General features: G+C 65.4%; 31 protein-coding genes. 13 read left to right on the top strand and 18 right to left on the bottom strand.

Features of this window, described 5'->3' with window-relative positions:
* Positions 1-57 precede the first annotated feature (57 nt).
* Positions 58-1,302, top strand: coding sequence for a BMP family ABC transporter substrate-binding protein (locus CK620_RS11010; RefSeq protein WP_095550325.1), 1,245 nt, complete (start codon positions 58-60; stop codon positions 1,300-1,302).
* A gap of 150 nt (positions 1,303-1,452) precedes the next feature.
* Here CK620_RS11010 and CK620_RS11005 read toward each other — a convergent pair whose 3' ends face one another.
* Positions 1,453-1,764 carry a hypothetical protein gene (locus CK620_RS11005; protein WP_095550324.1) on the bottom strand — a complete coding sequence of 104 codons (312 nt, stop codon included), beginning with the start codon at positions 1,762-1,764 and terminating at the stop codon, positions 1,453-1,455.
* A gap of 142 nt (positions 1,765-1,906) precedes the next feature.
* Here CK620_RS11005 and CK620_RS11000 point away from each other — a divergent pair, with 142 nt between their 5' ends.
* Complete coding sequence (locus tag CK620_RS11000) at positions 1,907-2,875, top strand: LysR family transcriptional regulator (protein ID WP_095550323.1); 969 nt, start codon at positions 1,907-1,909, stop codon at positions 2,873-2,875.
* Positions 2,876-3,005: 130 nt separating this feature from the next.
* Positions 3,006-3,440 (top strand): c-type cytochrome, encoded by a 435-nt coding sequence (locus CK620_RS10995; protein ID WP_095550353.1) that lies wholly within the window; start codon positions 3,006-3,008, stop codon positions 3,438-3,440.
* Positions 3,441-3,481: 41 nt separating this feature from the next.
* On the opposite strand, the gene CK620_RS10990 is transcribed toward CK620_RS10995, so the two are convergent.
* The 7 genes from CK620_RS10990 to CK620_RS10960 form a co-directional block, all read right to left on the bottom strand.
* Positions 3,482-4,246 (bottom strand): 16S rRNA pseudouridine(516) synthase, encoded by a 765-nt coding sequence (locus CK620_RS10990; RefSeq protein WP_095550322.1) that lies wholly within the window; start codon positions 4,244-4,246, stop codon positions 3,482-3,484.
* 14 nt (positions 4,247-4,260) lie between these two features.
* Complete coding sequence (locus CK620_RS10985; protein WP_095550321.1) at positions 4,261-5,136, bottom strand: LOG family protein; 876 nt, start codon at positions 5,134-5,136, stop codon at positions 4,261-4,263.
* 74 nt (positions 5,137-5,210) lie between these two features.
* Complete coding sequence (gene asd / locus CK620_RS10980; RefSeq protein ID WP_095550320.1) at positions 5,211-6,074, bottom strand: archaetidylserine decarboxylase; 864 nt, start codon at positions 6,072-6,074, stop codon at positions 5,211-5,213.
* 112 nt (positions 6,075-6,186) lie between these two features.
* Positions 6,187-7,731: a hypothetical protein gene (locus CK620_RS10975; protein ID WP_095550319.1), complete on the bottom strand. Its 1,545-nt coding sequence runs from the start codon at positions 7,729-7,731 to the stop codon at positions 6,187-6,189.
* A 184-nt stretch (positions 7,732-7,915) separates the two neighbouring features.
* Positions 7,916-8,704, bottom strand: coding sequence for a peptidylprolyl isomerase (locus tag CK620_RS10970; RefSeq protein ID WP_095550318.1), 789 nt, complete (start codon positions 8,702-8,704; stop codon positions 7,916-7,918).
* 140 nt (positions 8,705-8,844) lie between these two features.
* On the bottom strand, positions 8,845-9,162 hold the full coding sequence (locus CK620_RS10965) for a BolA family protein (RefSeq protein ID WP_095550317.1): 318 nt from the start codon (positions 9,160-9,162) through the stop codon (positions 8,845-8,847).
* 37 nt (positions 9,163-9,199) lie between these two features.
* Positions 9,200-9,835: an inner membrane-spanning protein YciB gene (locus tag CK620_RS10960; protein WP_172424501.1), complete on the bottom strand. Its 636-nt coding sequence runs from the start codon at positions 9,833-9,835 to the stop codon at positions 9,200-9,202.
* A gap of 300 nt (positions 9,836-10,135) precedes the next feature.
* Between CK620_RS10960 and CK620_RS10955 the strand changes: the two genes are divergently transcribed.
* On the top strand, positions 10,136-11,779 hold the full coding sequence (locus CK620_RS10955; protein WP_095550315.1) for a 3-(methylthio)propionyl-CoA ligase: 1,644 nt from the start codon (positions 10,136-10,138) through the stop codon (positions 11,777-11,779).
* Between the two features lie 125 nt (positions 11,780-11,904).
* Here the strand turns inward: CK620_RS10955 and CK620_RS10950 are convergent, their stop codons facing one another.
* Genes CK620_RS10950 through modA form a run of 3 tightly spaced genes read right to left on the bottom strand, consistent with a single transcriptional unit; the run spans position 11,905 to position 14,204 of the window.
* Positions 11,905-12,687 carry an ABC transporter ATP-binding protein gene (locus tag CK620_RS10950; RefSeq protein ID WP_095550314.1) on the bottom strand — a complete coding sequence of 261 codons (783 nt, stop codon included), beginning with the start codon at positions 12,685-12,687 and terminating at the stop codon, positions 11,905-11,907.
* Entirely contained in the window at positions 12,684-13,379 is a 696-nt protein-coding gene (gene modB / locus CK620_RS10945) for a molybdate ABC transporter permease subunit (protein WP_238944903.1), read from the bottom strand. Before modB ends, CK620_RS10950 begins: the two co-directional genes overlap by 4 nt.
* Positions 13,380-13,433: 54 nt before the next feature.
* Positions 13,434-14,204: a molybdate ABC transporter substrate-binding protein gene (gene modA / locus CK620_RS10940; protein ID WP_095550313.1), complete on the bottom strand. Its 771-nt coding sequence runs from the start codon at positions 14,202-14,204 to the stop codon at positions 13,434-13,436.
* Between the two features lie 162 nt (positions 14,205-14,366).
* On the opposite strand from modA, the gene moaC reads away from it, so the two are divergent.
* Complete coding sequence (gene moaC / locus CK620_RS10935; protein ID WP_095550312.1) at positions 14,367-14,906, top strand: cyclic pyranopterin monophosphate synthase MoaC; 540 nt, start codon at positions 14,367-14,369, stop codon at positions 14,904-14,906.
* A gap of 11 nt (positions 14,907-14,917) precedes the next feature.
* On the opposite strand, the gene CK620_RS10930 is transcribed toward moaC, so the two are convergent.
* Positions 14,918-15,688: a HesA/MoeB/ThiF family protein gene (locus CK620_RS10930; protein ID WP_095550311.1), complete on the bottom strand. Its 771-nt coding sequence runs from the start codon at positions 15,686-15,688 to the stop codon at positions 14,918-14,920.
* 111 nt (positions 15,689-15,799) lie between these two features.
* Between CK620_RS10930 and CK620_RS10925 the strand changes: the two genes are divergently transcribed.
* Positions 15,800-16,495 carry a helix-turn-helix transcriptional regulator gene (locus CK620_RS10925; protein ID WP_095550310.1) on the top strand — a complete coding sequence of 232 codons (696 nt, stop codon included), beginning with the start codon at positions 15,800-15,802 and terminating at the stop codon, positions 16,493-16,495.
* A gap of 36 nt (positions 16,496-16,531) precedes the next feature.
* A complete protein-coding gene (locus tag CK620_RS10920; RefSeq protein WP_095550309.1) occupies positions 16,532-17,026 on the top strand; it encodes a methylated-DNA--[protein]-cysteine S-methyltransferase in 495 nt (164 codons plus the stop codon).
* A gap of 81 nt (positions 17,027-17,107) precedes the next feature.
* Here CK620_RS10920 and CK620_RS10915 read toward each other — a convergent pair whose 3' ends face one another.
* The 3 genes from CK620_RS10915 to CK620_RS14110 all read right to left on the bottom strand — a co-directional run bounded on the left by CK620_RS10915 (position 17,108) and on the right by CK620_RS14110 (position 18,984).
* On the bottom strand, positions 17,108-17,638 hold the full coding sequence (locus CK620_RS10915) for a hypothetical protein (RefSeq protein ID WP_143326072.1): 531 nt from the start codon (positions 17,636-17,638) through the stop codon (positions 17,108-17,110).
* 138 nt (positions 17,639-17,776) lie between these two features.
* Positions 17,777-18,436: a hypothetical protein gene (locus CK620_RS10910; protein WP_095550307.1), complete on the bottom strand. Its 660-nt coding sequence runs from the start codon at positions 18,434-18,436 to the stop codon at positions 17,777-17,779.
* A gap of 158 nt (positions 18,437-18,594) precedes the next feature.
* Entirely contained in the window at positions 18,595-18,984 is a 390-nt protein-coding gene (locus CK620_RS14110) for a hypothetical protein (RefSeq protein ID WP_179290638.1), read from the bottom strand.
* Between the two features lie 664 nt (positions 18,985-19,648).
* Here CK620_RS14110 and CK620_RS10900 point away from each other — a divergent pair.
* The 6 genes from CK620_RS10900 to CK620_RS10870 all read left to right on the top strand — a co-directional run bounded on the left by CK620_RS10900 (position 19,649) and on the right by CK620_RS10870 (position 23,448).
* Complete coding sequence (locus CK620_RS10900; RefSeq protein WP_095550306.1) at positions 19,649-20,263, top strand: glutathione S-transferase family protein; 615 nt, start codon at positions 19,649-19,651, stop codon at positions 20,261-20,263.
* A gap of 122 nt (positions 20,264-20,385) precedes the next feature.
* Positions 20,386-20,808 carry a GFA family protein gene (locus CK620_RS10895; protein ID WP_095550305.1) on the top strand — a complete coding sequence of 141 codons (423 nt, stop codon included), beginning with the start codon at positions 20,386-20,388 and terminating at the stop codon, positions 20,806-20,808.
* 6 nt (positions 20,809-20,814) lie between these two features.
* Positions 20,815-21,192, top strand: coding sequence for a TfoX/Sxy family protein (locus CK620_RS10890; RefSeq protein WP_095550304.1), 378 nt, complete (start codon positions 20,815-20,817; stop codon positions 21,190-21,192).
* 50 nt (positions 21,193-21,242) lie between these two features.
* The gene (locus tag CK620_RS10885; RefSeq protein WP_179290637.1) at positions 21,243-21,974 is read left to right on the top strand and encodes an HXXEE domain-containing protein; all 732 of its coding nucleotides are present in this window, start codon (positions 21,243-21,245) and stop codon (positions 21,972-21,974) included.
* Positions 21,971-23,230, top strand: coding sequence for an alpha/beta fold hydrolase (locus CK620_RS14340; RefSeq protein ID WP_238946101.1), 1,260 nt, complete (start codon positions 21,971-21,973; stop codon positions 23,228-23,230). The genes CK620_RS10885 and CK620_RS14340 overlap by 4 nt, the downstream gene beginning before the upstream one ends.
* Complete coding sequence (locus CK620_RS10870) at positions 23,227-23,448, top strand: YdeI/OmpD-associated family protein (protein ID WP_095550302.1); 222 nt, start codon at positions 23,227-23,229, stop codon at positions 23,446-23,448. Before CK620_RS14340 ends, CK620_RS10870 begins: the two co-directional genes overlap by 4 nt.
* 48 nt (positions 23,449-23,496) lie before the next feature.
* On the opposite strand, the gene CK620_RS10865 is transcribed toward CK620_RS10870, so the two are convergent.
* From CK620_RS10865 to CK620_RS10855, 3 genes are all read right to left on the bottom strand, one after another.
* Positions 23,497-24,036 carry a DUF924 family protein gene (locus tag CK620_RS10865; RefSeq protein WP_095550301.1) on the bottom strand — a complete coding sequence of 180 codons (540 nt, stop codon included), beginning with the start codon at positions 24,034-24,036 and terminating at the stop codon, positions 23,497-23,499.
* A gap of 47 nt (positions 24,037-24,083) precedes the next feature.
* Positions 24,084-24,695 carry an RICIN domain-containing protein gene (locus tag CK620_RS10860; RefSeq protein ID WP_095550300.1) on the bottom strand — a complete coding sequence of 204 codons (612 nt, stop codon included), beginning with the start codon at positions 24,693-24,695 and terminating at the stop codon, positions 24,084-24,086.
* Positions 24,696-24,761: 66 nt separating this feature from the next.
* The gene (locus CK620_RS10855) at positions 24,762-25,652 is read right to left on the bottom strand and encodes a LysR family transcriptional regulator (protein ID WP_179290636.1); all 891 of its coding nucleotides are present in this window, start codon (positions 25,650-25,652) and stop codon (positions 24,762-24,764) included.
* Positions 25,653-25,693: the final 41 nt, after the last annotated feature.

Below are 25,693 nucleotides of genomic sequence, written 5' to 3'. Positions count from 1 at the left end.
CATGGGCTTGGCACAGCCCACCGTTTTTTGTTTTTTCACCCACTTTGGAGAACCCTCATGAGCCCCCTGCCCCATCGCCTGAGCCTGCGCAGCGCCGCCCTTGCGCTGTGCGCCGCCACGCTGGCCGCCTGCGGCCAGCAGGACGCCCCGGCCCCCGCGCCAGCGCCCGCCCCCGCGCCTGCACCGACAAGCAGCAGCGCCAGCCCCGCACCGGCTGCAGCGCCGGCCACCGCACCGGCCTCGGCGCCCAGCGCCGCCACCGCGCCACAAGGCGAGCAGGCCGCTGCCGAGAAAAAGCCGCTCAAAGTGGCCTTTGCCTACATCGGCCCGGTGGGTGATGGCGGCTGGACTTTCGCGCACGACAACGGCCGCAAAGCCATGGTGCAGGCCTTGGGCGACAAGGTGCAGACCAAGTTCGTCGAAAGCGTGCCCGAGTCGGCCGATGCCGAGCGCATCCTGCGCGGCTTTGCCGCCGAGGGCCACGACGTCATCTTCGGCACCACCTTCGGCTACATGGACTACATGGCGCGCTTGGCGCAGGACTTCCCCAACGTCAAGTTCGAGCACGCCACCGGCTACAAGACCGGCCCCAACCTCAGCACCTACGACAGCCGCACTTATGAAGGCGCCTACCTGGCGGGCATCGTCGCCGGCGCGATGACCAAATCCAATGTGCTGGGCGTGGTCGGCTCCGTGCCCATCCCCGAGGTGATCCGCAACATCAACAGCTTCACGCTGGGCGCGCAATCGGTCAACCCGGCCATCACCACCAAGGTCGTCTGGGTCAATGAATGGTTCAGCCCCCCCAAGGAGACCGAGGCGGCCACTTCGCTGCTGCACAGCGGCGCGGACATCCTGTTCCAGAACACCGATTCGGCCGCCGTCATCAAGACCGCGCAGGAAAACGGCAAGCGCGCCTTCGGCTGGGATTCGGACATGACCGCCTATGGCCCTCAGGCGCACCTGGCCTCGGTCGTCATCAACTGGGGCCCCTACTACACCCAGACCGTGCAGTCCGTCATGGATGGCAACTGGAGCAGCAAGCAAAGCTGGTGGGGCGTCAAGGAAGGCGCGATCGATCTGGTGGGCTTGGCCGACGACATCCCGCAAGAGGCCAAGGACAAAGTCGCCCAGGTCAAGCAGGGCCTCAAGGACGGCAGCTTCCATATCTGGAAAGGCCCGATCGTGGACCAGAGTGGTCAGGCCGTGCTGGCCGACGGCCAGGTGGCCGACGATGCTTTCCTGCTGGGCATCAAGTTCTACGTCAAGGGCGTCGAAGGCCAAGTGCCCGGCAGCAAGTGATTGAGCGGCGGGGCCACATGCGCCCGCCGACCCAGCGCTGCAGCCTGAGCCTGTAGCGCACGCATCAAAAAAACCCCGCCATGTATGCGCATGGCGGGGTTTTTGGTTCATGCCCGGCTGGATGCCGCCTCAGGCATCAGCTGGCATTCATCAGCTGGCATCTCCCACTCGCAGGTGATAACCCTGGGCGAGCGCATCGCGCGTGGCGCTGCGCACCTCGGCGCGGGTCAGGCGGCTGGCCGGCTGGGCCAGCGCGGCAGTGGCCGAAGCTTCGCCAGCGGCTGGGCGCTGGGTCAGCGCTTCGGCATGCACAGCCGCGCGCTCCACAGCCTGGTGCGACTGCTGCTGCTGCGAGAAAAACGGGCCTTCGCCAGCGGCAGGCATGGGCTGGGCGGCAAATGCATGGCCTGCCAGCAGCAAAGTGGCCAGGGCGGGGGCGATAGAGATCAGACGTCGGTTCATGGTCGTTTCCTTTCAAAGTCCATGCAGTGGAGACATTCCACTGCAAAAAGCCTTCAACGGCTTGCGTGGGACGCATTGTGCGCACATCGCGTCGTGTTAAAAAGCCGCAAAAGAGCAAAGAACTTATTCCAATCTGGAAACAATGGATTCGCTGGAACTGATCGAAACCTTTCGCGAAGTCGTGCGCTGCGGTGGCTTCTCTGCCGCAGCGCGATCTTTGGGCATGTCGCCGGCCAATGTCAGCAAATACGTCGCAGCGCTGGAGCAACGCTTTGGCCTGCGGCTGTTTCATCGAACCACGCGCCGGGTCACCCTCACCGATGCCGGCCAATTGCTCTACGAGCGCAGCGGCCCGATGCTGGAGATGCTGCACCTGACCCGAGACGAGTTGCTCACGCGCGCCAGCATTCCCAGCGGCAGGCTGTACCTGACCGCGCCGCATGGCGTGATGCAATCGCGCCTGTCACAGCTGTTGGGGCAATTTCTCGAATGCCACCCGCAGGTCTCACTGCACCTGCGCGTGAGCAACCAACACATTGATCTGGTCGAGGAAGGCGTGGACATCGCGCTGCGCGTGGGCCCCATCCCAGATGCCAACCTGATTGTGCGCCGCCTGCTGCCCATGCACTTCGCGCTCGCAGCCACGCCCGGCTACTGGCAGGCGCACGGCCGCCCCAGCCATCCGCGCGAGTTGGTCGAGCACCGCACGCTGTGCGTCACGCCATTGGGCCAATCGCCGCAGTGGCTGTTCACAGACCAAGGGCGACGCCTAGAAGTGGCGCTGCAGCCACTGGTTGACAGCACCGACGCTCTGCCGCTGACGACGCTGGCGCTGCAAGGGCTGGGCGTGGTCTATCTGCCGCGCCTGATGCTCGAACCCCACCTGGCCAGCGGCGCGCTGGAAGCGGTACTGCAGGAGTTCGTCCCCAATGAGCTTTATCTTTACGCGGCCTACGCCCAGCGGCGCCACAACAGCGCTGCGCTCAAGGCCCTGCTCGAGTTTCTACAGCAGCAGGCGCAGGCCATGTGCGAACTGGCGACCTTGGCCGTTACGCCAACACTGTCGCCAGCGCCAACGCCCGCACGCGCACGCCAGCGCCGCACGCCATGATGGCGCGCGCTGGCTGTGTTAGGCTCGCCGCCTTGCAGCAGTGCGCACCACGGCCAAGCCCTGCCCCACCGCCCGCCATTGCGCGATGGCGCGCTCTGACGCAACAGCATTCCCCTCGATGGCCTGCACCATGATTTCTTCGACTTTTCGCCGCCTGGCGCTGCTGTGCTGCGCCCTGGGCCTGCCGCTGGCCGCGATCGCCAGCGAGCAGCTGATCAAAAGCAAGGCCTGCATTGCCTGCCACAGCGTGGAGCGCAAGATCGTCGGCCCCTCGTTCAAGGACATTGCCGCCAAGCGCCATGCCGAGGATGGCGCGGCCGCTGCCATGGCCGAGCGCATCCGCAAAGGCAGCAAGGGGCAATGGGGCCCCGTGCCCATGCCGCCCAACACGCGCGTCAACGAGGCCGAGGCCCAGGCGCTGGCGCAATGGATTCTCTCTTTGCACCCAGCCAGTGCCACGCCGGCAAAAGCGCCGCCTGCCTCAGATCAAGCGACGGACAGCGCCAAGGGCAGCCCCAAAGACCAGCCCAAGGAAGACAAAGCAACACCCACGGCCAAGCCGTGAGCGGCTTGCCGTGGGTTTGAGCAGGCCATCAGTGCCGGCTCTCAAGCCTTGTGCCGCAGTAGCGCCAGTTGATCGGGCTGCAGCCAGCGCCACTGGCCTGGGGCCAGGTCTGCGGGCAGTTGCAGCGCGCCGATGCGGCTGCGATGCAGCGCCTCGACGCGGTTGCCCACGGCCGCGATCATCCGCTTGACCTGGTGGTACTTGCCCGCGTGCAGCGTCAGGCTGATGTGGGTGGGGCTGTGCTGCTCGATGGCGTCGGCGCGCACGCTCTGCCCGGCGCGGGCATCGTGCAGCACCACGCCCTGGCGCAGTTGCTCGATCTGCGCGGGCGTGACGGCATGGCGCGTATGCACCTCATAGACCTTGGGCACGTGGTGGCGCGGCGAGCTCATGCGGTGGATGAAAGCGCCATCGTCCGAGAGCAACAGCAGGCCGGTGGTGTCCTGATCGAGCCTGCCAATGGCCTGCACGCCCGGTTGCCCGCCCTTGACGGGCCGCTGGCGCAAGGGCCCGGGCAACAGGGTGTAGATGCTGGGGTAGGCCGAAGGCTTTTGCGAGCACTCCGTGCCTGCGGGCTTGTGCAGCATCAGATAGGCCTTGGCATGGTAGGGCCAGACCTGCCCTTGCACGCGCAGCTGCAGCGGTGGCTGCGCGGCCTCATCGACGGGCAGCCATTGCGCCGTATCGTCGGCGCGCTGCCAGGGGCCATCGCCCCAGGCAAACTCCACCATGCCGGCTTGCACCAGGCCATAGCACACGCGGCGCGTGCCAAAGCCTTGCGAGTACAGGATGTCAACCAGCTGCACGGCTGCGCCCGGCCTCAGGCTGCGCGCCCGTTGGCGTAGAAGCGGCGGAGCAGCTCCCAGGCCTGCTCGGGCTCGTCGCAGTAGTGAAACAGCTCCAGGTCCTCGGGCGAGATCATGCCCTCCTCGACCAGTACCTCGAAGTGCACCAGGCGCTTCCAGTACTCGCTGCCAAAGAGGATGATGGGCACGCGCTTGGCCTTGCCCGTCTGCACCAGCGTCAGCACCTCGAACAATTCATCGAGCGTGCCGAAACCGCCAGGGAACACCACCAGCGCCTTGGCGCGCATCAGCAAGTGCATCTTGCGCAGCGCGAAGTAGTGGAACTTGAAGCTCAACCCCGGCGTGATGAAGCGGTTGCCGCTTTGCTCGTGCGGCAGGGTGATGTTCAATCCCACGTTCAGCGCGCCGGCCTCGTAGGCGCCACGGTTGGCGGCCTCCATGATGCCGGGGCCCCCGCCAGTGCAGATGACGAAGCGCTGCGGCACCGGCTCGGATTCGCAGGCGCGTGAGACCAGGTGCGCAAAGGCGCGCGCGCTTTCGTAGTAGCGTGCGTTGCGCACCATGCGCTGGGCGCGCGCCAGGGCGGCGGCATCGCCGCTGCGCTGCGCCGCTTCAAGCTCGGCCTGGGCCGTCTTGGCATCGGCCACGCGCGCGCCGCCAAACACCACCACCGTCTGATGGATGCCGCGCGCCTCCTGCTCCAGCTCGGGCTTGAGCAGCTCCAGCTGAAAGCGCAGACCGCGTGTTTCCTTGCGGCTCATGAACTCCGGGTCGTCAAAGGCCAGGCGGTAGGACTCGGGCTGCAGGGCCTGGGGGTTGAGGGCCTGGGCGTCGATCTCGTCGATCGAGCGGGTCAGGGTATTGTGGATTTGCGGTGGCGTAGCTTGCATAAAGAAAAAACAGAAATCGGATGGCGATGAATCAATGAACGGATTGGCTGGGCTTGGCGCAAGACGCTGGCTCGTCAGGCATGGGTAGCAGCGGCCTGGGCCGCACCGCTGCTGGCCATGGCCTGGCCCATGCGCACGGCAGCGCCGGGCTGCCACTGCGGGTTCCAGCGCAACCGCGCCTCTGGGGGGGTGAGCACGATCACAGTCGAACCCAGCAGAAAGCGCCCCATCTCCTGGCCCTGGCGCAGATCCACAGGCGCGCCGCTGGCGTACTCCCAGTGGCGCACAGCGCCAGTGCGAGGCGGCGTGACCACGCCATGCCAGCTGGTGGCGATGCTGCCGACAATGGTCGCGCCCACCAGCACCAGCACGAATGGCCCCCAAGGCCCTTCGAACCAGCAAACCAGCCGCTCGTTGCGCGCAAACAGGCCATCGAGCGCCTGGGCCGTGGCTGGGTTGACCGAATACAGAGCACCCGGCACATGGCTCATGCGCAGCAGACGCCCGGCACAGGGCATGTGGATGCGGTGGTAATCGCGCGGGCTGAGGTAGAGCGTGGCGAAGTCGCCCTGGTGGAACGGCGCGGCCCGCTGGGCATCGGCCAGCAGCTCGGCCACGCTGTAGTCGCGCCCCTTGGCCTGCACGATGCGCCCTTGCTCGATGCGCCCGCACTGGCTGATGGCGCCATCGACCGGGCACACCCAGTCGCTGTCGGCCAAAGGCCTGGCATCCGGACGCAGCGCGCGCGTGAAGAAATCGTTGAAGCAGGCGTACTGCGCCGCATCGCTGTGCAGCGCCTCCTGCATGTTCACCTGATAGCGCCGGATGAACCAGCGGATCAGCGGCTGCGCCAGCCAGGGCTGGCGCGCCGCCGCCAGCTGACCAGCCAGGCGCGTAAGCGCCACGCGCGGGAGAATCTGTTGCAGCAGCAAGGTCATGAAGGTTCCAGAACGGCGCCAGCCAGCCAAGACAGGGACGGAGATGGCGCCTTTTCGGGGCAAAGGGCGCGATTTTAGAGCCTGTTACGAACCCACGCCCGCCACGCTGGCCTCATGGTTTTTGGCGCCAAAGCCCTGCGCTGACGTTGTGCCGCTCGTGGCGCAGCACCTCAAAGTGCGCGCCGCAGGCTTGCTGCAGCGCCTGGGCCACCGCCGGGTAGTAGGCCATGTGCAGGTGCGCAAAGCGCTGCGGCAGCGGCGCTTGCCGGCACAGCGCCTGTGCATCCTCGGCCTGGTAGAGCGGCAGGATGCGAACCGGCTTGTCCGCCCTGCGCTGCAAGTAATAGCGGTAGCCTGCCGGGTTGAGCATGAAGCCTGTGTACACCGCATCGCCAGGCTGCAGATGCTGCAACGCAAACTGCGCCGCGGCGCGGAAATCGTGCTTCGGGATGTGCCGGTAGTGCTGCAGCATGGGCCATTGCAGCCCCATCAGCCCCACCAGCATCAACGGGGCCAGCGCGCCCAGCCAGGGCTGGCGACCCTGCTGACGCCCAATCTGGCCATCAGCCAGCGCACAGGCCAGCAGCAGATACAACGGCGGCAGCAAAAACACATAGTGGCGCGGCGCCACGATCTGGCTTTGGCGCATGGTGGCCGTGATCAAGGCGCCATAGGCCAGCAGCGTCAACAGCACGGCCAGGCTGGCCCAGGCCCAGCGGCGCTGCGTGGGTGTCAGTGGCGGCCTTGCTGCACCGGCCCCAACCTGGCGCAGCAGCGCAATGCCATACAGCCCAACGCACAGCGCCATGCCCGCAGCAGCCCAAGGCCCCAGCACCTGGGTGTGCAGCGTGCGCAGCCCTGCCAGCAATGCCTGGCCATAGGGCATCTTCTGCACAAAGCCCATCTGCCCCTGCGCCGTCAGCCACAACGAGTGGTAGCTCAGCGCCAACCAGGCCAGCACCACGGCCAGCACGCAGGCCATGCGCAGCAGCGCCCGGCCATCGCGGCGGCACAAGCCTTCCAGGCCGTACAGGCCCAGCAGCAGCGCAGCCAGGGCCGTGGCGTGGTAGTGCGTCAAGGCCGCTGCGGCAAACAGCGTCGTCTCCGCCCAGCCTGGCAGCGGCGCACTGCGCCAGCCATGCAGCCAGCGCTCCCAGAACAGCACCCAGAGCACGGCCGAAAGCGCCATGCCCAGGCCGTAGGCGCGCGCCTCCTGCGCATACACATGGACGAAGCCGGAGCTGGCCAGCAGCCCCATCATGGCCAGATACGCCATGCCCTCGGGCTGGCGCGCCTGCCGCCAAACGCGCAGCCCCAGCCAGCTCAGCAACGCCAGTATGGCCAGGGCGCTGAGCAAGCGCAGCTGCGCCTCCCCATCGCCCAGCAGGTTGGTCACCAGTTTGTTGAGCAGTTCATACAGCGGCGGCGATTGGTCGGCCGCCTTGACCGTCCAGAAGCTCTCCTGCACGCCCAGCTGCGTCAGGCGCACGCGCTGCAGCCAGGGCTGATCCTGGGGCCACAAGGGCCGCTGCAGCACGATGTCGGCCGAGAACAGCTCATCCTCCCACAGGGAGTTTCGGCCCAGATCCGGCAAGTACATCCAGGCCGCCCACAGCAGCAACAGCAGCGCTACGGCCGGGCGCCCACGCAAAAACATGGGCCATGTGCATTTCGAAGTCATGAGCAGATAGTGGCAGGCTTTGAATGCTGAAGATGCATTCTGGCCGGCACAGCGCGCAGCACCCCTGCACCTACACAGTACAAAGCCCGCCCCCGGCTGTGCCAGAGAGCGGGCTTTGCATGATGCAGCCGATTACTCAGTCTGCGCGCAACGCACAGGCTTACTTCTCAATCTTCGCTGCCTTGTAGAGCTTTTCCTGGAACTCGGCCAGCTGCCGCTGGGCCAGGTGTTGCTCGATCTGCGGCTTGAGCGCGTCCAGTGTGGGCGGCTTGCTGTCGCGCTTGTCCTTCAAGTGCAGGATGTGCCAGCCGTATTCGGTCTTGACGGGCTCCTGAGTGAATTTGCCTTTTTCCAGCTTGGTCAGTGCCTGGGCAAATTCGGGCACATAGGTTTCTGCGCGCTGCCAGCCCAGATCACCGCCCTTGGCGCCCGAGCCAGGATCCTTGGATTTTTCCTTGGCGATGGCCTCGAACTTGCTGAAATCCTTCTTCAGATCGGCAATGATGGCCTTGGCCTCTTCCTCAGTCTCGACCAGGATGTGCGCCGACTGGTATTCAAAACCCTTTTGCTGCTCGACGAATTTGTCGTACTCGGCCTTGATGGCCTTGTCGGTGATGGGGTTGTCCTTCTGGTGCTTCTGGAACAGCGCGCGGATCAGGAAGGTCTGGCGCGCCAGGGCCATTTCTTCCTTGAAAGCCTGGCTGTCTTCAAGCTTGAGTTTTTTGGCTTCCTGCTCGAACACGGCGCGGCGGATCAGCTCCTCCTTGACCTGGGCCTCCAGCTCAGGGGTCTTGGGGGTGCCGCTTTCCTCAAACTGCTTGATGAAGAAGTCGTAGCGCGCCTGCGGGATGGCCTCGCCGTTGACGACCGCCAAATCCTTGGCCGAGGCGGGCAGCACAGTTGCAGCCAGGGCGCCGGCCAGAGCGGCGCACAGCAATTGTTTTTTCATTGAGATCAAAGCCTTTCAGGGCGTGGAGAAAAGAAAACACGGCGCCACAGGCACCGGGCCATTGCGCACAGGCAGCGTGGCAGCCAAGGCTGCAAAACACAGCGGGGGCTGGAAAGCCCCCCGCCGCACCCGATCTGGGTTCAAGACTGCTTGAGCTCGATGGCCAGGGCATGCAGGCCGGCATCGAAAAAATCGCGCAGCGCATCATACACAAGGCGATGCGCGCTCACGCGGCTGGCCCCCAGAAACAATGGTGAGGCAATGTGCACCCGGAAGTGGGTGCCAAAGCCCGTGCCATTGGCCCCGGCATGGCCAGCGTGCTGATGACTCTCGTCGATGACCAGAAGTTCCGTGGGCTGCAACCGCTGGCGCAGCCGCGCCTCGATGGCGGCGGCGGTGACGGCATTGGCTGCATGAGATGCGGAGTCAGCGCCTGGGGTGTCGGGCGAATGGTTCATGGCGTATTGGGGGTGGGGTATTGAGAAGGCCACTCTTTCAGCGCTGCTGTGGATGCTGCACGGCGGCGGCATCGCCTGTCGCTGCGCTGGGCGGCGGCGCATCGCCAGGCGGCGTGGCAGGCGATGCTTGGCTGCCGGGCGCGCCGACGATCTCGATGTGCCGGCCCAGCAGCATGAACAGCAGTGCAATGGCGAGGAAGCTGATGACCGGGCTGCCAAAGGTCTTGTAGTTGACCCAGGCGGCTTCGCTGAAGTTTTTCGCCACCACGATGTTGACCACGCCCATGGTGGTGAACAGCCCACTCAAGCCCCAGACCAGCTGGCGCCAGGCGCGCTCGGGCATGCGCATCTGGCTGCCCAGCAGCAGCTTGAGCGGGTTGCGGCCCAGCACATGCAGAGACACCAGCAGCACAGCCGCCAGCAGCCAATTGACGATGGAGGAGCGCCACATCACGAAGATGGGGTTTTGCAGCACCAGGGTCATGCCGCCGAAGACGCCAATCAAACCCATGCCCACCCACTGCATGGGCTCGACCTTGCGCCCGCTCAGCAGGGTCAGCACGATCTGCAGGGCCGAAACGCCAATGGCCACGGCAGTGGCCACGTAAATCCCCCATTTCACATAGGAGACATAAAACAGCACGAAGGGCAGGACGTCGAAGAAGAATTTCATGGCGCAAGGGCAAGGCGGCGGCATGAGCTGGCGCCTGCCGTGGCTGGGGAAAAGAAACGCCCGCCGGCGGCGGGCTCCAGCGGGCGATTCTATCCATGGCCTGCCATGGGCGCCTTGTCCCTACCCGCGAAGGCCTGCGCCACTGCCAAGCTGGGCGACAATGCGCGCTGGATTTGCCCTCGCCCACCCCCTGCAGGCCTGCCGCGCCGGCAGTGCGCAGCAGCAGCGCCTGGGCAGGCCATCCCATATTCCCTAACGACATTTCCAAGACATTTCCAAGACATTTCCAAGGAGAAAACCATGCTGGGCCTGATGCAGCATCAACCGCTTTTGATTTCGGCCATGCTCGAACACGCCGAGCGCCACCACGGCGACGGCCAGATCGTTTCGCGCCGCGTCGAGGGCGATATTCACCGCTACACCTACAAGGATCTGGCCGCGCGTGCGCGCCAGATCGCCAATGCACTCGATGCCGAGCAATGCGCGCCGGGCGAGCGCGTGGCCACGCTGGCCTGGAACGGCTACCGCCACATGGAGCTGTACTTCGGCGTCAGCGGCTCGGGCCGGGTGCTGCACACCATCAACCCGCGCCTGCACCCCGAGCAGATCGCCTGGATCATCAACCACGCCGAGGACGTGATCCTGTGCTTTGACACCACTTTCACGCCGCTGATCCAGGCCGTGCACAGCAAGTGCCCGGGCGTGAAGAAGTGGGTGGCCATGTGCGACGCCGACAAGCTGCCGGCCGACACCGGCATTCCCAACCTGGTCAGCTACGAGAGCTGGCTGGCCGGGCAAAGCAGCCAGTACCGCTGGCCGCAGCTCGATGAGAACACCGCCTCCAGCATGTGCTACACCAGCGGCACCACCGGCAACCCCAAGGCTGCCGTCTACAGCCACCGCTCCACCACCTTGCACACCTACGGCATTTGCATGCCCGATGTGATGAGCCTCTCGGCCAGCGACGCCATCCTGCCCGTGGTGCCCATGTTCCACGTCAACGCCTGGGGCACGCCCTACGCGGCGGCGGCCACCGGCTGCAAGATCGTCTTCCCCGGCCCGGCGCTGGACGGCAAATCCGTCTATGAGCTGATCGAGAGCGAAGGCGTGACCATGGCCGCTGGCGTGCCCACCGTCTGGCAGATGCTGCTGGGCCATATGCTGCCCAACCAGCTCAAGTTCAGCACGCTCACGCGCACCATCATCGGCGGCTCGGCCTGCCCGCCAGCCATGATCGAGACCTTCGAGAAGCAGCTGGACGTGCAGGTGCTGCACGCCTGGGGCATGACGGAGATGAGCCCGCTGGGCACGCTGGGCAAGCTCAAGAACAAGCACCTGCAGCTGCCGCAAGAGGAGCAGTTCAAGGTGCTGCAAAAGCAGGGCCGCGCCGTGTTCGGCGTGGACATGAAGATCGTCAACGAAAAAGGCGAAGAGCTGCCCTGGGACGGCAAGACCTATGGCGACCTGCTGGTGCGCGGGCCCTGGATTCTGTCCAAGTACTACAAGCTCGAGGGCAACGATCCGCTGATCTACGACGAGCGTGGCCAAGGCTGGTTCCCCACTGGTGACGTGGCCACCATCGACGCCGACGGCTTCATGCAGATCACCGACCGCAGCAAGGACGTGATCAAGTCCGGCGGCGAGTGGATCAGCTCCATCGACATCGAGAACATCGCCATGGCCCACCCGGCCGTGGCCATGGCCGCCTCCATCGGCATGCCGCACCCCAAGTGGGACGAGCGCCCCATCGTCGTCGTGGCCCTCAAGCCCGAGCAGCAGGTGAGCAAGGAAGAGCTGCTGAAGTTCTACGAGGGCAAGCTGGCCAAGTGGCAGATCCCCGATGACGTGGTGTTTGTTGACAGCATCCCGCTGGGCGCCACTGGCAAGATGCTCAAGACCAAAATCCGCGAGCAACTGGTGGGCTACAAGCTGCCCACGGCCTGAGCGCCCTGTTCAGCGCCTCTGCCCCCGCTCTCGCTCATCGCCTCCGTGGCAAGCGGGGATGGGTGTCTGAGGGCGGGTCGCAGCACCCGCCCAGCCTCAGCGCCCTCACAGGCGCTGCTGGGCGTTCATTCAGCGTCTGAAGGCAGCAGCACGGTGCGGCCATCGGCGGCCTGGGTCAGGCGCAGCAGTTGGGCATTGAAGGCTTGGTGGTCGCGCTCGTCGTGCGAGATCAGCATCAGCGGGATGCCCAGCTGCTGCAGCAGCGCCAGCACCTGCTCGCGCATCTCTTGGCGCAGTTGCGGGTCGAGCGCCGAAAACGGCTCATCGAGCAGCAACGCCCGGGGCTTGAGGATGGCCAGGCGCGCGAGCGCCACGCGCTGCTGCTGCCCGCCCGAGAGCGTGTGCGGGTACTGCCCAGCCAGGTGCGCGACCTGGAAACGCTCCAGCCAGTGCATGGCCTCGTCCTTGTGCGCGCGCGACAAAAAACCCCATGCGCCACGGCGCAAGCCAAAGCCGACGTTGCCCAGCGCCGTCAGGTGCGGCAGCAGCGCGTAGTTCTGGAATAAAAAGCCCACGCGGCGCTGCTGCGGCGCCACATGCAGGCCGCTCTCGCCGTCGTAGAAGGCCTGACCGCCAATGCGCACATGCCCGGCATCGGGGCGCAGCAAGCCGGCCATGGCCTGCAGCACCAGGGTCTTGCCAATGCCCGAGGGCCCCATCAGCACAATGCGCGGGTGGCTGGCGCGCAATTGCACATCCAGCTCGAAAACGCGTTCGGCCGATTGCAGGCGCTTGCGCACGTCGATGTCACACCAGGGCTGGGCGCCCTGCCCTGCTGCGGCCTGCAACGCGGCGGCATTGGCGGCTCTGGCACCGCTGACGGCCTCTGGGAAGCTCAAGCTGTTCATGCTCCGCGGGCCTCCTGCCGCTTGGGGGTGATCCAGGTGGCCAGCAGCAACATGCCCACGCACACGCTGGAGATCACCAGTGCCAGCAGCGTGGCCGTGCCATCGCGCCCGGCCTGCACGGCCTCATAAATGGCGATCGACAGGGTTTGCGTCTTGCCTGGGATGCTGCCGGCAATCATCAGCGTGGCGCCAAACTCGCCCAGCGCGCGCACAAAGCCCAGCACCATGCCGGCCATGATGCCGCGCCAGGCCAGCGGCAAGCTAATGCGCAGCACAATGCCCCATTCGCTCACGCCCAACACGCGCCCGGCCTGCTCCAGCTGCGGGTCGACGGACTCAAACGCCGCGCGCGCCGGCTTGAACACCAGCGGAAAGCTGACCACGGCGGCGGCCACGACCGCACCCTGCCAGCTGAAGATCAGGCTGATGCCCAGGCTCTCCTTGAGCCAGGCGCCCAGCCAGCCCTTGCTGCCCAACAGCACCAGCAGGTAATAGCCCATCACCGTGGGCGGCAGCACCATGGGCAGCGTGAGCACGGTGTCGAGCACATTGCGCAGCCAGCAACGGCTGCGCGCCAGGTACAGGCCGACGACGATGCCCAGCAAACCGCTGATGCAGGTGGCCCAGAACGCCACCTTCAGCGACAGCAGCAGCGGCACGATGACCGCTGCCATGTCCAGCCCCTGCGTCATCGCGCCCTCCCCGGCCCTAGCGACCGGCTGCCCTTGCCATCCATGGCGTCGCGCTTACTCGGCCGGCGGCAAAAAGCCAAATTGCGCCAGCACCTTTTGCCCATCGGCCGAGAGCACCAAAGCCATGAAGCGCTGCGCCGCCTCGGGCTGCGGCGCCTTCTTCAGCACGGCAATGGGATAGACCACCGGCTTTTGCGTGGGCACCACGCCGGCCACCTTCACCTTGTCGGCCATCAGCGTCGCATCCGTGCCGTAGACGAAGCCGGCATCGACCTCGGCGCGCGCCACGTAATCCAGCGCCTGGCGCACGTTCTGCGCCAGGATCAGCTTGGGCTGCAGCGCCTCCCACTGGCCGCCGGCCTCCAGCGTGGCCTTGGTGTAGCGGCCCACGGGCACGCTGTCGGGATTGCCGATGGCAATGCGTGCAATGCCCTGGGCGCGCAAGCCGTCCACATCGGCCAGCGCCACGTTGCTGTCCTTGGGCTGGATCAGCACCAGACTGTTGCGCGCAAACGCCTGGCTCTTGCCCTGCTCGACCAGGCCCTTCTCCTCGGCCATCTGCATGGTCTTCTGGTCGGCGCTGGCGAACACATCCACCGGCGCGCCCTTGTCGATTTGCTGCAGCAGCGCGCCCGAGCCGGCGAAGTTCAGCTCCACCTTATCGCCCGGATGGCGCTGCTCGTACTGCTGGGCGATGACCTTGAAGGCATCGGCCAGGCTGGCCGCGGCCGAAACCGTGATCGTCTCAGCCCAGGCCGCATGTGCGCCCAGCGCCAAAACCGCAGCGGCCAGGGGCCGCAGAAAAACAGAAAACCGCTTGTGCATGGCAATGTTCCCATCGTGAGGTGAAACTGCGCGCCCTGCCCGCCGCATCTGCCCTGCGGACTGCGGCGGCTGGCGCAAGCCGCGAAATATACACAAAGATATAACGAACGCAGAGCAAACGCCGCCCGTGCCACCACCCATTTGCCGCTACCATGCGGCCCCATGCCCAATCCCCCCGAAACGCACCACGACGACAACCCGGCCAGCGCCGCCGGCCTCAGCCACTTCGACGCCCAGGGCCAAGCCTGGATGGTGGACGTCGGCGCCAAGCCCGCCACCCAGCGCAAGGCCGTTGCCTGCGGCAGCATCCGCCTCTCGGCCGCCGGCTTTGCTGCGCTGCAAGACCCCGCAGCCAACCACAGCCCCAAAGGGGACGTGCTGGGCGTGGCCCGCATTGCCGCCATCCAGGGTGCCAAGCAAACCAGCGGCCTGATCCCGCTGTGCCACCCACTGCCGCTGAGCCACCTGCGCGTGGACTTTCGCCTCGATGCCGCTGCACTGCGCGTGCACATCGAAGTCTGCGCGCAGACGCTGGGGCAGACCGGCGTGGAGATGGAAGCCCTGACGGGCGCGGCCATCGGCCTGCTGACCATCTACGACATGCTCAAGGCCCTGGACAAGGGCATGGAAATCGAGCACATCGGCCTGCTCAGCAAGGAAGGCGGCAAAAGCGGGCCCTGGCAGCGCCCGAAGAAAGACTGACAGCTTGCCATTCAGGGCCTGTCATTGCCCTGTGCCTGTGCCGCGCCACACACGGCGCAATGCGGGTCGCGCGCCAAGGCCCAGGCCTGCGGCGCAGGTGACAGCGCATTGAACAGCAGCAGCTGCCCGCACGGCGCTTCGCCCAGACCCAGCAACAGCTTCAGCGCCTCGCTGGCCTGCGCCGTGCCCACCATGCCCACCAGCGGCGCGAACACGCCAAACACCGCACAGGCCCCGTCGCCCGCCTGCCCTGGCGGGAACAGGCAGGCATAACACGGCGAATCTGCGCGGCGCGGGTCGAACACACTGAGCTGCCCTTCAAAACGCGTGGCCGCCCCCAGCACCAGCGGCGTGCGCGTGGCCACGCTGGCCTGGTTGATGGCATGGCGCGTGGCAAAGTTGTCGCTGCAATCGAGCACCACATCGCAATCGCCCAGCAACTGCTGCAACTGCGGCCCATCGAGCCGCCGCACCAGCGCGCGCACGGCAATGTCCGGGTTCTGCATCGCCAGGCGCTGCGCCAGCACCTGCGCCTTGGGCTGGCCCAGATCGCCCGGCGTGAAAAACACCTGGCGCTGCAAGTTCGAGGCCTCCACCACATCGTCATCGGCCAACCACAGCCGCCCAACCCCCGCCGCCGCCAGATACGCCGCCGCCGCATGGCCCAAGCCGCCGCAGCCCACCACCAGTACCGTGGCCTGCAGCAGGCGCTGCTGGCCCGCGATGTCGATCTCATCGAGCAGAATGTGCCGCGCATAGCGCAGCAACTGGTCGTCATTCATTCAAAGCCACCCGCATCCAGACCGCGCCAGCAACACATACCGCGCCAACGCCAAAATCGGCCATTGTGCCGCAGCAGCGCAGGCCCACCATCCTGAGACGAGATACGGACCATGACCACCCGCGCCCACCGCCTGCTGCAATTGCTGGAACTGCTGCGCGCCCGCCGCAGGCCAATGCCCGGCCAGCAGCTGGCCGAGGCACTCGGCATCAGCCTGCGCACGCTGTACCGCGACATCGCCAGCCTGCGCGGCGAAGGCGCGGCGATCGAGGGCGAGCCCGGCATCGGCTACCTGCTTCGCCCCGGCTTCACCCTGCCGCCGCTGATGTTCAGCGCCGACGAGCTGGAAGCCCTGGTGCTGGGCGTGCGCTGGGTGGCCAGCCAGTCCGCCGACCCGGCATTGGCCGCGGCCGCCGACCAGGCGCTGCGGCGCATCACCGGCGTGCTGCCCAGCGATTTGCGGCTGCAAGTGGAAACCAGCGGCCTGTTCGTCCCCGGACGCTGCGACGCACCATTGACTGAACCGTGGCTGCCGACGCTGCGCCAGGCGATTCGCCACGAGCACATCCTGCAACTGGATTACCGCGATGCTGAAGACAGCCCCAGCCAGCGCCGCATCTGGCCGTTCGCCATGGCCTTTTTCAATGAAACCCGGCTGATTGCCGCCTGGTGCGAGCTGCGACAGGACTTTCGCCACTTCCGCGCCGACCGCGTGCAGCATCTTGCCGATACCGGCCAGCGCTACCCCGAACGCCGCCCCAACCTGCTGCGCCGCTGGAGCACTGAGCAGGGCATTGTGTTAGATTGATTGCCCTTTCTTGCAGCGCCCGACCCGGCAGCCGCCATGACCATCTTTCACCAAACCATCGACAGCCCGGTTGGCCGCCTGCTGATCGCCGCCAGTGACGAGGGCCTGCACGCCATCGAGTTTCCGCAGGGCCGCCACCCGGTCAAACGCGATGCCAATTGGCAGGAAAGCCGGCAGGAAAGCCCGCATCCGCTGCTGAGTGAAGCCGCCCGGCAGCTCGGCGAATACTTCGCCGGCCAGCGCCGTGTGTTCGATTTGCCGCTGGCGCCGCAGGGCACGGATTTCCAGCAGCGCGTCTGGCAGGCGCTGCGCACCATCCCCTATGGGCAAACCCGCAGCTACGCGCAACTGGCCGCCGCCATCGGCCAACCCAAGGCGATGCGCGCCGTCGGCGCGGCCAATGGCCGCAACCCGCTGTCGATTGTCGTGCCCTGCCACCGCGTGATCGGCGCTGACGGCACGCTGGTCGGCTTTGGCGGCGGCCTGCCGGTGAAGACCTTCTTGCTGCGGCTGGAAGGCGCGCTGGCGTGAGGCTGGGCCGACTGAAAAGGCATCGCCCCCAAGGCATCTTCAGCCACCGCAAGCAGGGCAGCCGCCCAGGTGCGCTGCGGCTCAAAGCCGCACCCGGCGGGCCTCGCGGCCTGCACGCTTGTCTTCCAAGTCGGCATAGATCACCAAATCGTTGCCCACGATTTTTGCCCTGGGTTTCTCCCAAGCTTGCGCATCATCTGGGACGATGCACTGCGCTGTGCGGGTTTGCGTGTCATAAACCCAGTGGCCACGGATATTGCCCAGGCCAAGGGCATCAATGCAGATGCGGGCATGCGGGTGCTGGTGAAAGCCCCCCAGCCACGCCGCAAAATAGCGTTCGCTGAGCCACCAGCCCCAGTCATCCAGGCGGCTACTGCCATCCACCGCGCGCGGCACGGGCACCGATTCGCCATCCACCCACACCACTGCGCCACCTTCCCACGCATCGGGGCCCGCAAACAGCAGCGCGCAATGGGCCTGCTCAGGCGAGAAGAACGCCCAGGCGCTCCAGTGGTCCTGTTCCCGGGCGCGAATCTCTCCGGCAGTGTCGAAAATCTTCCACTCTGCCGCGCGGAAGTCATGCACGCGTGCGCTGGCCGCCAGCGGGGGCATGGCTTGGGTGAACACGCCCTGGTCGGGCCGCACGCCGTTGCGCGCGGCCTCAATCAGAGTGGCGTGCCAGGCCCGCAGGGCTTGCGAGGCGGGCGTGGGCGCGGGATCTTCTTCAAGCGGCATGGTGACAACCCCTGATCAAAGCCGCACCCAACGGGCCACGCAACCTGCGCCCTGATCCTCAGGGCTTGCATAGACCGCCAAATCGTTGCCCACCACTTCTGCTCTGGGTGTTTCCCAGGCATCTTCATTTCCCGGCGCAATGCACTGCGCGGTGCGGGTCTGTGCATCCAAGACCCAGAGTCCGAGGATGTTGCCCAGGCCGTGGTCCGTGATGCAAATCCGGGTGTGGGGGTGATTGTAGAAGCCTCCCAGCCGCACCGCAAAGTAGCGCTCGCTGAGCCACAGTCCCCTGCTGTTCAGACGACTGCCGCCGTCAAGCGCCCTGGGCACCGCCACCGGCTCACCATCCACCCACACCACGGCGCCACCGGGCCATTCCACGGTGTCGCCCGCAAAAAGCAGCACGCAGTGCTTTTGCCCTTGCGGTGAAAAGCTGGCCCAGCCGCACCAGCTGTTTTGCTCTTGTGCCTCCAGCTGTCCCAACTCGTCATCCACCGCCCACTGTGCCGCCAGAAAATCCGGCGCGCGTGCGCTGGCCGCCAGCGGCGGCATGGCTTGGATAAACACGCCCTGGTCGGACCGCACGCCGTTGCGCGCGGCCTCAATCAGCGTGGCGTGCCAGGCCCGCAGGGCTTGCGAGGCGGGCGTGGGCGGGCAATCTTCGTCAAACAGCATGGCGGTTGTTGGCAGGTGAAAGGGCGCGTGAAAGCACGCATCACCCAGCGCATTTTCACGACACGCAGACCTTTCACCCAAGATGACCCTGTTTTCGGCTCAGTCACGCCCCCGCCTATGCGCGGCCCTGCCGGGGACCACCCGCCGCCGTCAGCACCTTATGGCTTGTCGCCTCTTTCGCTTAGCCAAGTCTTCCAAGTATCACCCGGCTCCAGTTGCTGGACGGAGGGATCCGGAAGCGGCGGCGCATCGGGCCGGCGCGGCAGAAAAACCTTGACCTGCACTTCGCCCGTGAGGGCGTTGACCTTGGCTTGCGTCAGGACGATGGCATTCTCAGGCGGATCGGCTGATATATACAGCATGAATGTTTGATGATCTCGGTCATCAGGAGATCCAAAAACGCCTAATGTCAGATTTTTTTCGTCTTCCGGCGTCAGCGGCCACACGTAATCTTTAAGCGCCTCCCGCGTAGCCGGTCGCGCAATCGCTTCCATTTCCCTGGAGTGAAGGCGTTTCTTTTTATCAACTGAACGTTGTTTGTTTGCCATGGCTTCCATCCGGTTAAACATCCAGCCCAGCCGGCCATTGACCACTTTCTGCCCCAGGCTGTTGGCCAGGGGGTTGCGCCTTCCACGGCCATGCCCAGACGGCTTTGGAAAAACCCCTGCGCAGGCGTGTAGAGGTTTTCCACCGGCGGCAAAGTGGCGTGTGTCTGTGTCAAGCCGGTTGACACTTTGACGGCAACGGCTGGATCCAGAGGCAGTTGCCTCAGATCCATCGGAGGATGCGCGGCAGGCGCGGCACTGGCGGAGGATACGGCCACGCCCGCCTGCGGGGAAGATACTGCGGAACCCGGCGGGCTTTGGGCTGCATCAGGCTTGCAGTACGCGTCTTGCGCAAATCGCGGGCCGGCAGCAACGGAAACAGGGCCAGTCATGGGAACTCCTTCAGGCGACGGAACAAACGCCTTGGATTAGGCGCCGCCAAACCGTTGCTGTACAGCCGGTAGCGTTACCAGCCAGGACTTTTACTAGCTGGGATTCTTGCTAGCTGGTGCTCTTTCTTGTCAGGCGTTGGCGGCTCGTACCGTCTGCCTGCCACCCATCACACTGCTGACAGAAACTGACAGCCTGCCGCTCTACAGTGGCGCTGGTCGGGCAAGCCGCCTGAGACTTGCCCAGCTCCGTCCCGTCCACTTTCTGGAGATCGCCCATGTCCGCCAAGCTCACCCTCTACACCGCCTTTCCTTCCCGCGGCAACAACGTGCTGTGGATGCTGGAAGAATGCGAGGCCCGCTATGAGGTGATGCCGCTCGCCCTCGGCCCGGCGCTGAAAACGCCCGAGTTCCTCGCCATCAACCCGATGGGCAAGGTGCCGGCGCTCAAGCACGGTGAGGCGGTGATCACCGAAACCGTCGCCATCCTCAGCTATCTGGCCGAGCTGCATCCGCACAAGCAGCTGATTCCCGCCGCCGGCACGCCCGAGCGCGGCGCCTATTACCGCTGGCTGTGCCTGGCCCTGCATCTGGAATACGCCGCCTTCGACCGCTGGCGCGGCGTGCACAACACGCCCGAGCAGCGCATCGCCATCGGCTATGGCGATTTCGACACCTTGTTCGCCACGCTGAAAAACCATCTGCAAGACCGCGACTACATCGTCGGCACACGCTTCAGCGCGCTGGACGTGTATTACAGCGGCCTCTTGGCCTTCTTGATCCACCGCGCCCAGGCCATCCCCGCCGACCCGGCGCTGCTGGCCTACATGCAGCGCCACCTGGCCCGCCCCGCCTTCGCCCGCGCCGAGGCCCTGGCCGCGCCGAATAGCTGATCTGCGCAGAAAAACCCGAAGCGCCCTGATCGTCAATGCCGAGCCCGCTCCGCAAGCGCAAGCCCCGGCCAGCCATCCTCTGGCGCGGCGGCCGGATTCCCTGAGCCACCGAAGACACACCCATGACCCGCCACCGCCTGCAACTGCAATGCCCCTGCGGCGCCGTGCATCTCGTCATCGATGCCGAGCCCATGTGGCAGGGCTATTGCCATTGCGACGACTGCCGCACCGCCAACGCCGCCGCCTACATTGCCGCTGCCTCCTACCCCGCCGAAGCCGTGCGCCTCACACAAGGCGAGCTGAAAGCCCGCAACCTGAATGGCACGCCCCGCATGGCCTGCGCCGCCTGTGGCACGCACCTCTTTACCGACGCCCCCGGCATGGGCATACGCGGCGTCAACGCCTTTTTGTTGCCAGAAGGCGTATTCCAGCCGCAAATGCACATCCAGTGCCAGCATGCCATCCTGCCCGTGCGCGACGACCTGCCGCACTACAAGGACTGGCCGGCCGCCTTTGGAGGCAGCGATGAAACCGTGAATTGGTAAGACAACATGGCCTTCGACCCCGACCTCACCACCCGCGTCCGCCGCCTGCTGATCAAGCACCTGCCCGATGGCGTGGCCGTGGACGACATCACCGAAAAGAAGATGTTCGGCGGCCTGGCCTTCATGGTGCGCGGCAAGCTGTGCGTGGGCGTCAGCGGGCGCGGTGATGTGGAGGTGATGCTGCGCATCGGCAAAGCCAACCACGATGCCGCCTTGGCGCACGAAGGCGTGCGCACCACGGTGATGAAAGGCCGCGAATACCGTGGCTATGTGGACGTGGATGAAACCGGCTTTCCCGTGCTGGAAGAGCTGGTGGCGCAGGCGCTGCGCCACAACCAGGAACTGAGCGCCGCACCGCCGCGCCGCAGCAAACAAAAGCCATGAAACAAGCAGGAGCCGTTCATGTCCATCCAGTATTTCATCAGGGCGCACCCATGAACAGCTGGGATGCCGTCTGGCCGTGGATTGGGATGCTGGCAGCGCTCTGTCTGCTGGCGGGACTGCTGCTCACAGATAGGTTCCGCAGCCAGGTCGCGCTTTCCCGTTGGCATGATCTGCAATGGCTGGCATGGCTGGCCGCGCCGGTCTACATGCTGCACCAATTTGATGAATATGCAGTTTTCTATGACTACGCCGCTGGCAAGTCTGCGTTTGCCGATGCCATGTGCCAGCGCCTGGGGTATCTGCCCTATCCCGACTGTCCGCTGCCTGCCGCGCATTTCTGGCTGATCAATATCGCGCTTGCCTGGCTGTTGATTCCGCTGGCAGCCGCCTGCTGCAAGCGCAGCCCGGCTGTCGCCCTGGCGCCGTGGGGCGTTATTTTCATCAATGGATGCGGCCATCTTGCAGCTTGGCTCATCAACGGCCTGCCCATGCTGGCAGGACACAACGCGGGGGTATTGACGGCCTGCCTGTTGTTTTTGCCGCTGTCGGCATGGGTGGCGCATGCCGGGCTGAAGTCTGGCGCGATCCCGCCGCGCCTGTTGGGGCTGATCGTGGCGACCGGCGTGCTGGCGCACTTGCTGCTGCTTACCGCCTTTGCGTCCTTCCGCCTTGGCGGCGCAGCGCTGATGTTTACTGTCGATATTGCCGCACTCGCGCTGCTGCTGCCTGCGGCATGGCTGGCAGATCGCCTGCTATCCGCCCAACCTCTGGAGGAAAAATGACCGACACCCTCCACACTATTTCCTATCTTGACGCGGCCCTGCATGTGACCGTGAGTAGGCGCAGCGATGCGCCAGCGGTTTTGCTGCTGCATGGCGGGCTGGGGTCGCGGGATGATTTCGCGCCCTTGCTGCCGCGCTTGCAGCAGGCGTTTCGCGTCATCGCCCTCGACAGCCGCGGCCATGGCCGCTCCACCCTGGGCGATGCGCCGCTGAGCTATGCGCAGCTGGCCGAGGATGCCCGCCATGTGCTGCAAACCCTGGGCGTGGCGCGTTGCACCGTGATCGGCTTCAGTGATGGCGGCATCGCCGCCTATCGGCTGGCCGCCTGCCATCCGGGCATGGTCGAGCGCCTGGTCACCATCGGCGCGCACTGGCACAGCCGCCAACTGGCCGAGATTCGGCCGCTGTACGAAGCGCTGGACGAGGCCTTTGCGCGCGAGCATATGCCGACACAAGTGGCCGCCTATCTGGCGCACAACCCCGCCCCCGATTTGCCGCGCCTGCTGGCCGAGCTCAAACGTATGTGGCTGGATAAGAGCGCCAGCGGCTACCCGGATGCCCTGATTGCACAGATTCGCGCGCCACTGCTCAGCCTGCGCGGTGAGGACGATTTCTTGCTGTCGCTGCCCGATTGGGCGGCGCTCAAAACCGTGCTGCCCGGGGCGCATCTGATGCAAGTGCCCTTTGCCGCGCATGAGGCCATTGCCGAACAGCCAGTCATGGTTTGGGCCGCGCTGCAAGCCTTCATCGCAGCCTGCTGCGCACGCGGTAGCCCCGCCGCGCCATCTGCTACATTCACAGACAACATCCTGCAACTGCAACAAGGTGTTTTCATGAGCCGACCCAACCCCAATATCAGCCTGCTTTCCCACGTCTCGCTCGGCACCAACCGCTTTGCCGAGGCGGTGGCGTTTTACGACGCCGTGCTGGCCACGCTCGGCATTGGCCGGGTGATGGATGTCAGCGAGGTATTCCCCGCCATCGCCTATGGCCGTATCTACCCGGAGTTCTGGATTCAGCAGCCACACGACGGCCAGCGCGCACAAACCGCCAACGGCGTGCATATTGCCTTCATGGCCGCCAACCCGGAGGAGGTGCATGCGTTTTACGACGCGGCTCTGGCCGCTGGCGGCACGGGCGATGGCGAACCCGGCCCGCGCCCGCACTATGGCGAGCAGTATTACGGCTGCTTCGTGCGCGACCTGGACGGCCACAAGATTGAGGCCATGGCCTGGCTGGAGCAAACACCTGCATGAGCACACTTCCCGCCGGACTCCCCGCCGAGCTGGCCGAGGCGCTGGCGGCCGCCCCACAAGCGCACGCTTTGTTTCTGGCGCTGCCAGCTTCGCACCAGCGCGAGTACGGCCACTGGATCAGCGAAGCCAAGCGCCCACAAACCCGGCAACAGCGCGCGGGAAAAGCCTTGGCGATGCTGTTGGCTAAATCACAGGCATCAAAACCACGAAAGACATGAAGGCCAAGCCCGCCCCTGCTTCACCTTGGCGCTGTCAGCCACCCGCCATCAAAACGATGAGCCCGGCTGCTTGAGAAATTCAACCTCCTCGGCCGTGCTTTCGCGCCCCAGCACGGCATTGCGGTGCGGGTAACGGCCAAAGCGGTCGATGATGCGCTTGTGCCTGATCTCGAAATCCAGCGCAGACGGCGTGGTGTAGCGCTCGAACAGGGGCACCGCCTGTTCATGGATGCGGCGGCTCTCGCTGTGCATCAGCGGCATCAGCATGAAATGCCGCTCGGTGGGCTGCATGTCGGCAAAGCCCGGCTGGCGCACGGCCTCCTGCGCCAGCGCCACGGCCATGTTGTCCTGGGCAAAGGCGATGGGGCTGGCGCGAAACAGATTGCGTGAGAACTGGTCGAGCACGATGATTTCCGCCAGCCGCCCTTGCAAGGTTTCACGCCAGCCATCGAGCTCCGAATACGCGGCCTGCTGCCACAGCGCGGCAAAGCGCTCGCGGATTTGTGCGTCGAAATCCTCGCTCTTTTTGAACCAGAGTGGCTGATGGTCTTCGTTGAACCAGAAATCGAGTACGGCTTGGGGGGACATGCGGGCTTTTTTGAGGTGGCTGGTGGATGGTGGGTTCTTGCTTCCGCTCAGGGCTTGGGCGCGCTCAACTGCCAGCTCGAGCGTGCCAGTGGCACGTCCTCACAGCGCTGCATGGACAGGGTGCGCCAGCGGTGGTCCGGGTCGAAGGTGCGCGCCGACTCGGCCCCCGCCGACAGGCACAGGCCCGAGCCGGCCAGCTCCACCCGGCCATCGGGCCGGTGAATGAAGCGTTGCAGATGCTGCGCTTCCAGAAACGGGCTGCGCTCATCGCACTGGCGCGGCATGACGGCGGCGCCGGGCAACACGGTTTGCTGGATGCCCGCCACGGTGGCGCAGACGTTGTAGGCGGGAAAGCGGATCTTGCCGTCGGCATCCCAGACCACGGCCTCGTCGGCATACAGCCCCGGCTTGCAGTTGTGCGCGGTCATCGGCATGTCAAAGCGGATGTACGGCCCGGAGCCGAGAATATCCAGGCAATAGCCATCCTGCGGGCGGTCCAGGGCATCGACAAGCCGCAAGTGCGCGGCCTGGGTCGGGCGCTGATTTTCGGGACTGCCTTGCGCCTCGGCCTGGGCACAGGCGGCGAAGGGCAGGCTGCTCAAGAGCAGGGCCCAAACAGGGCTGCGCCAGGATGGGATGGGGTTGCGGTATAGGGGCATGGGGCTGGATCAATCAGATGAAAGGATGAACACAAGTGCGGCCGGCTGTTTTCGCGATGGCGATGGCTATTCATCACACGGCAACTTGTCGCTGATGAAGTCGATGAAGCTGCGCACTTTGGCGCTCAGGTATTGGCGGTCGGGATAGACCGCATACAGCGGGTGGGCAGGCATCTGGTAGTGCGGCAGCAGGCGAACCAGGCGGCCTTGGGCCAAATCCTCGCGGGTAATGAAGTCGGGCAGATAGCCGATACCGCGCCCTGCCAGAATCATCTGATAGACCATCATGCTGTTGTTGCTACTGAAGGCGGTCTGCAAGTGCAGCGAATGGCGCTGGCCGTCCGCCGCTTGCAGCATGCGGCTGCGCATGTCGGCATAGTTGGGCAGCACCGCCGGAAGGGTTTGCAGCGCGGCGATGTCGGCAGGCAAGCCGTGCTCGGCGATGAAGCCGGCAGAGGCGCACAACAGCATGGTGACGGTGCCCAGCTTGCGTGCAATCAGCGATTCGGAGAGGGTATCAGAGGCGCGCAGCGCCAGATCGAAGCCTTCGGCGACCAGATCGGTGTGGCGATTGTCCAGCGTCACATCCAGCGCCACCTCGGGGTATTGCGCGCTGTATTCGGTCAGCCACTGCGCAAACAGCGGTGAGGCAAACCAGACCGGCGCAGTCAGCCGCAACTGCCCTTGCGCACGCGCTACGCCAGAGGCGGCTTTTTCTGCGGCCTGCTGCAAGGTGTCCAGCGCATAGGCGCATTGGCGGTAATACTCGCTGCCGGCTTCGGTCAGGCTGAGGCTGCGGGTATTGCGCAGCAGCAGCTTGGCGCCAATGCTCGCTTCCAGATGGCGCACATGTTTGCTGACCATGGCGGTGGAAAGGTTCATGTGTGTGGCGGCCTTGGTGAAGCTGCCATGTTCCACCACCTGGCGGAAGATTTTCATGCTGAGCAAAGTGTCCATACCGCCTCCATCAAACAACAAGCCACAAGCAAAAAACCATC

The organism is Vandammella animalimorsus (assembly GCF_002285285.1).
Classification (GTDB): domain Bacteria; phylum Pseudomonadota; class Gammaproteobacteria; order Burkholderiales; family Burkholderiaceae_C; genus Lampropedia; species Lampropedia animalimorsus.
This window is presented reverse-complemented; position numbering and strand designations above follow the sequence as displayed.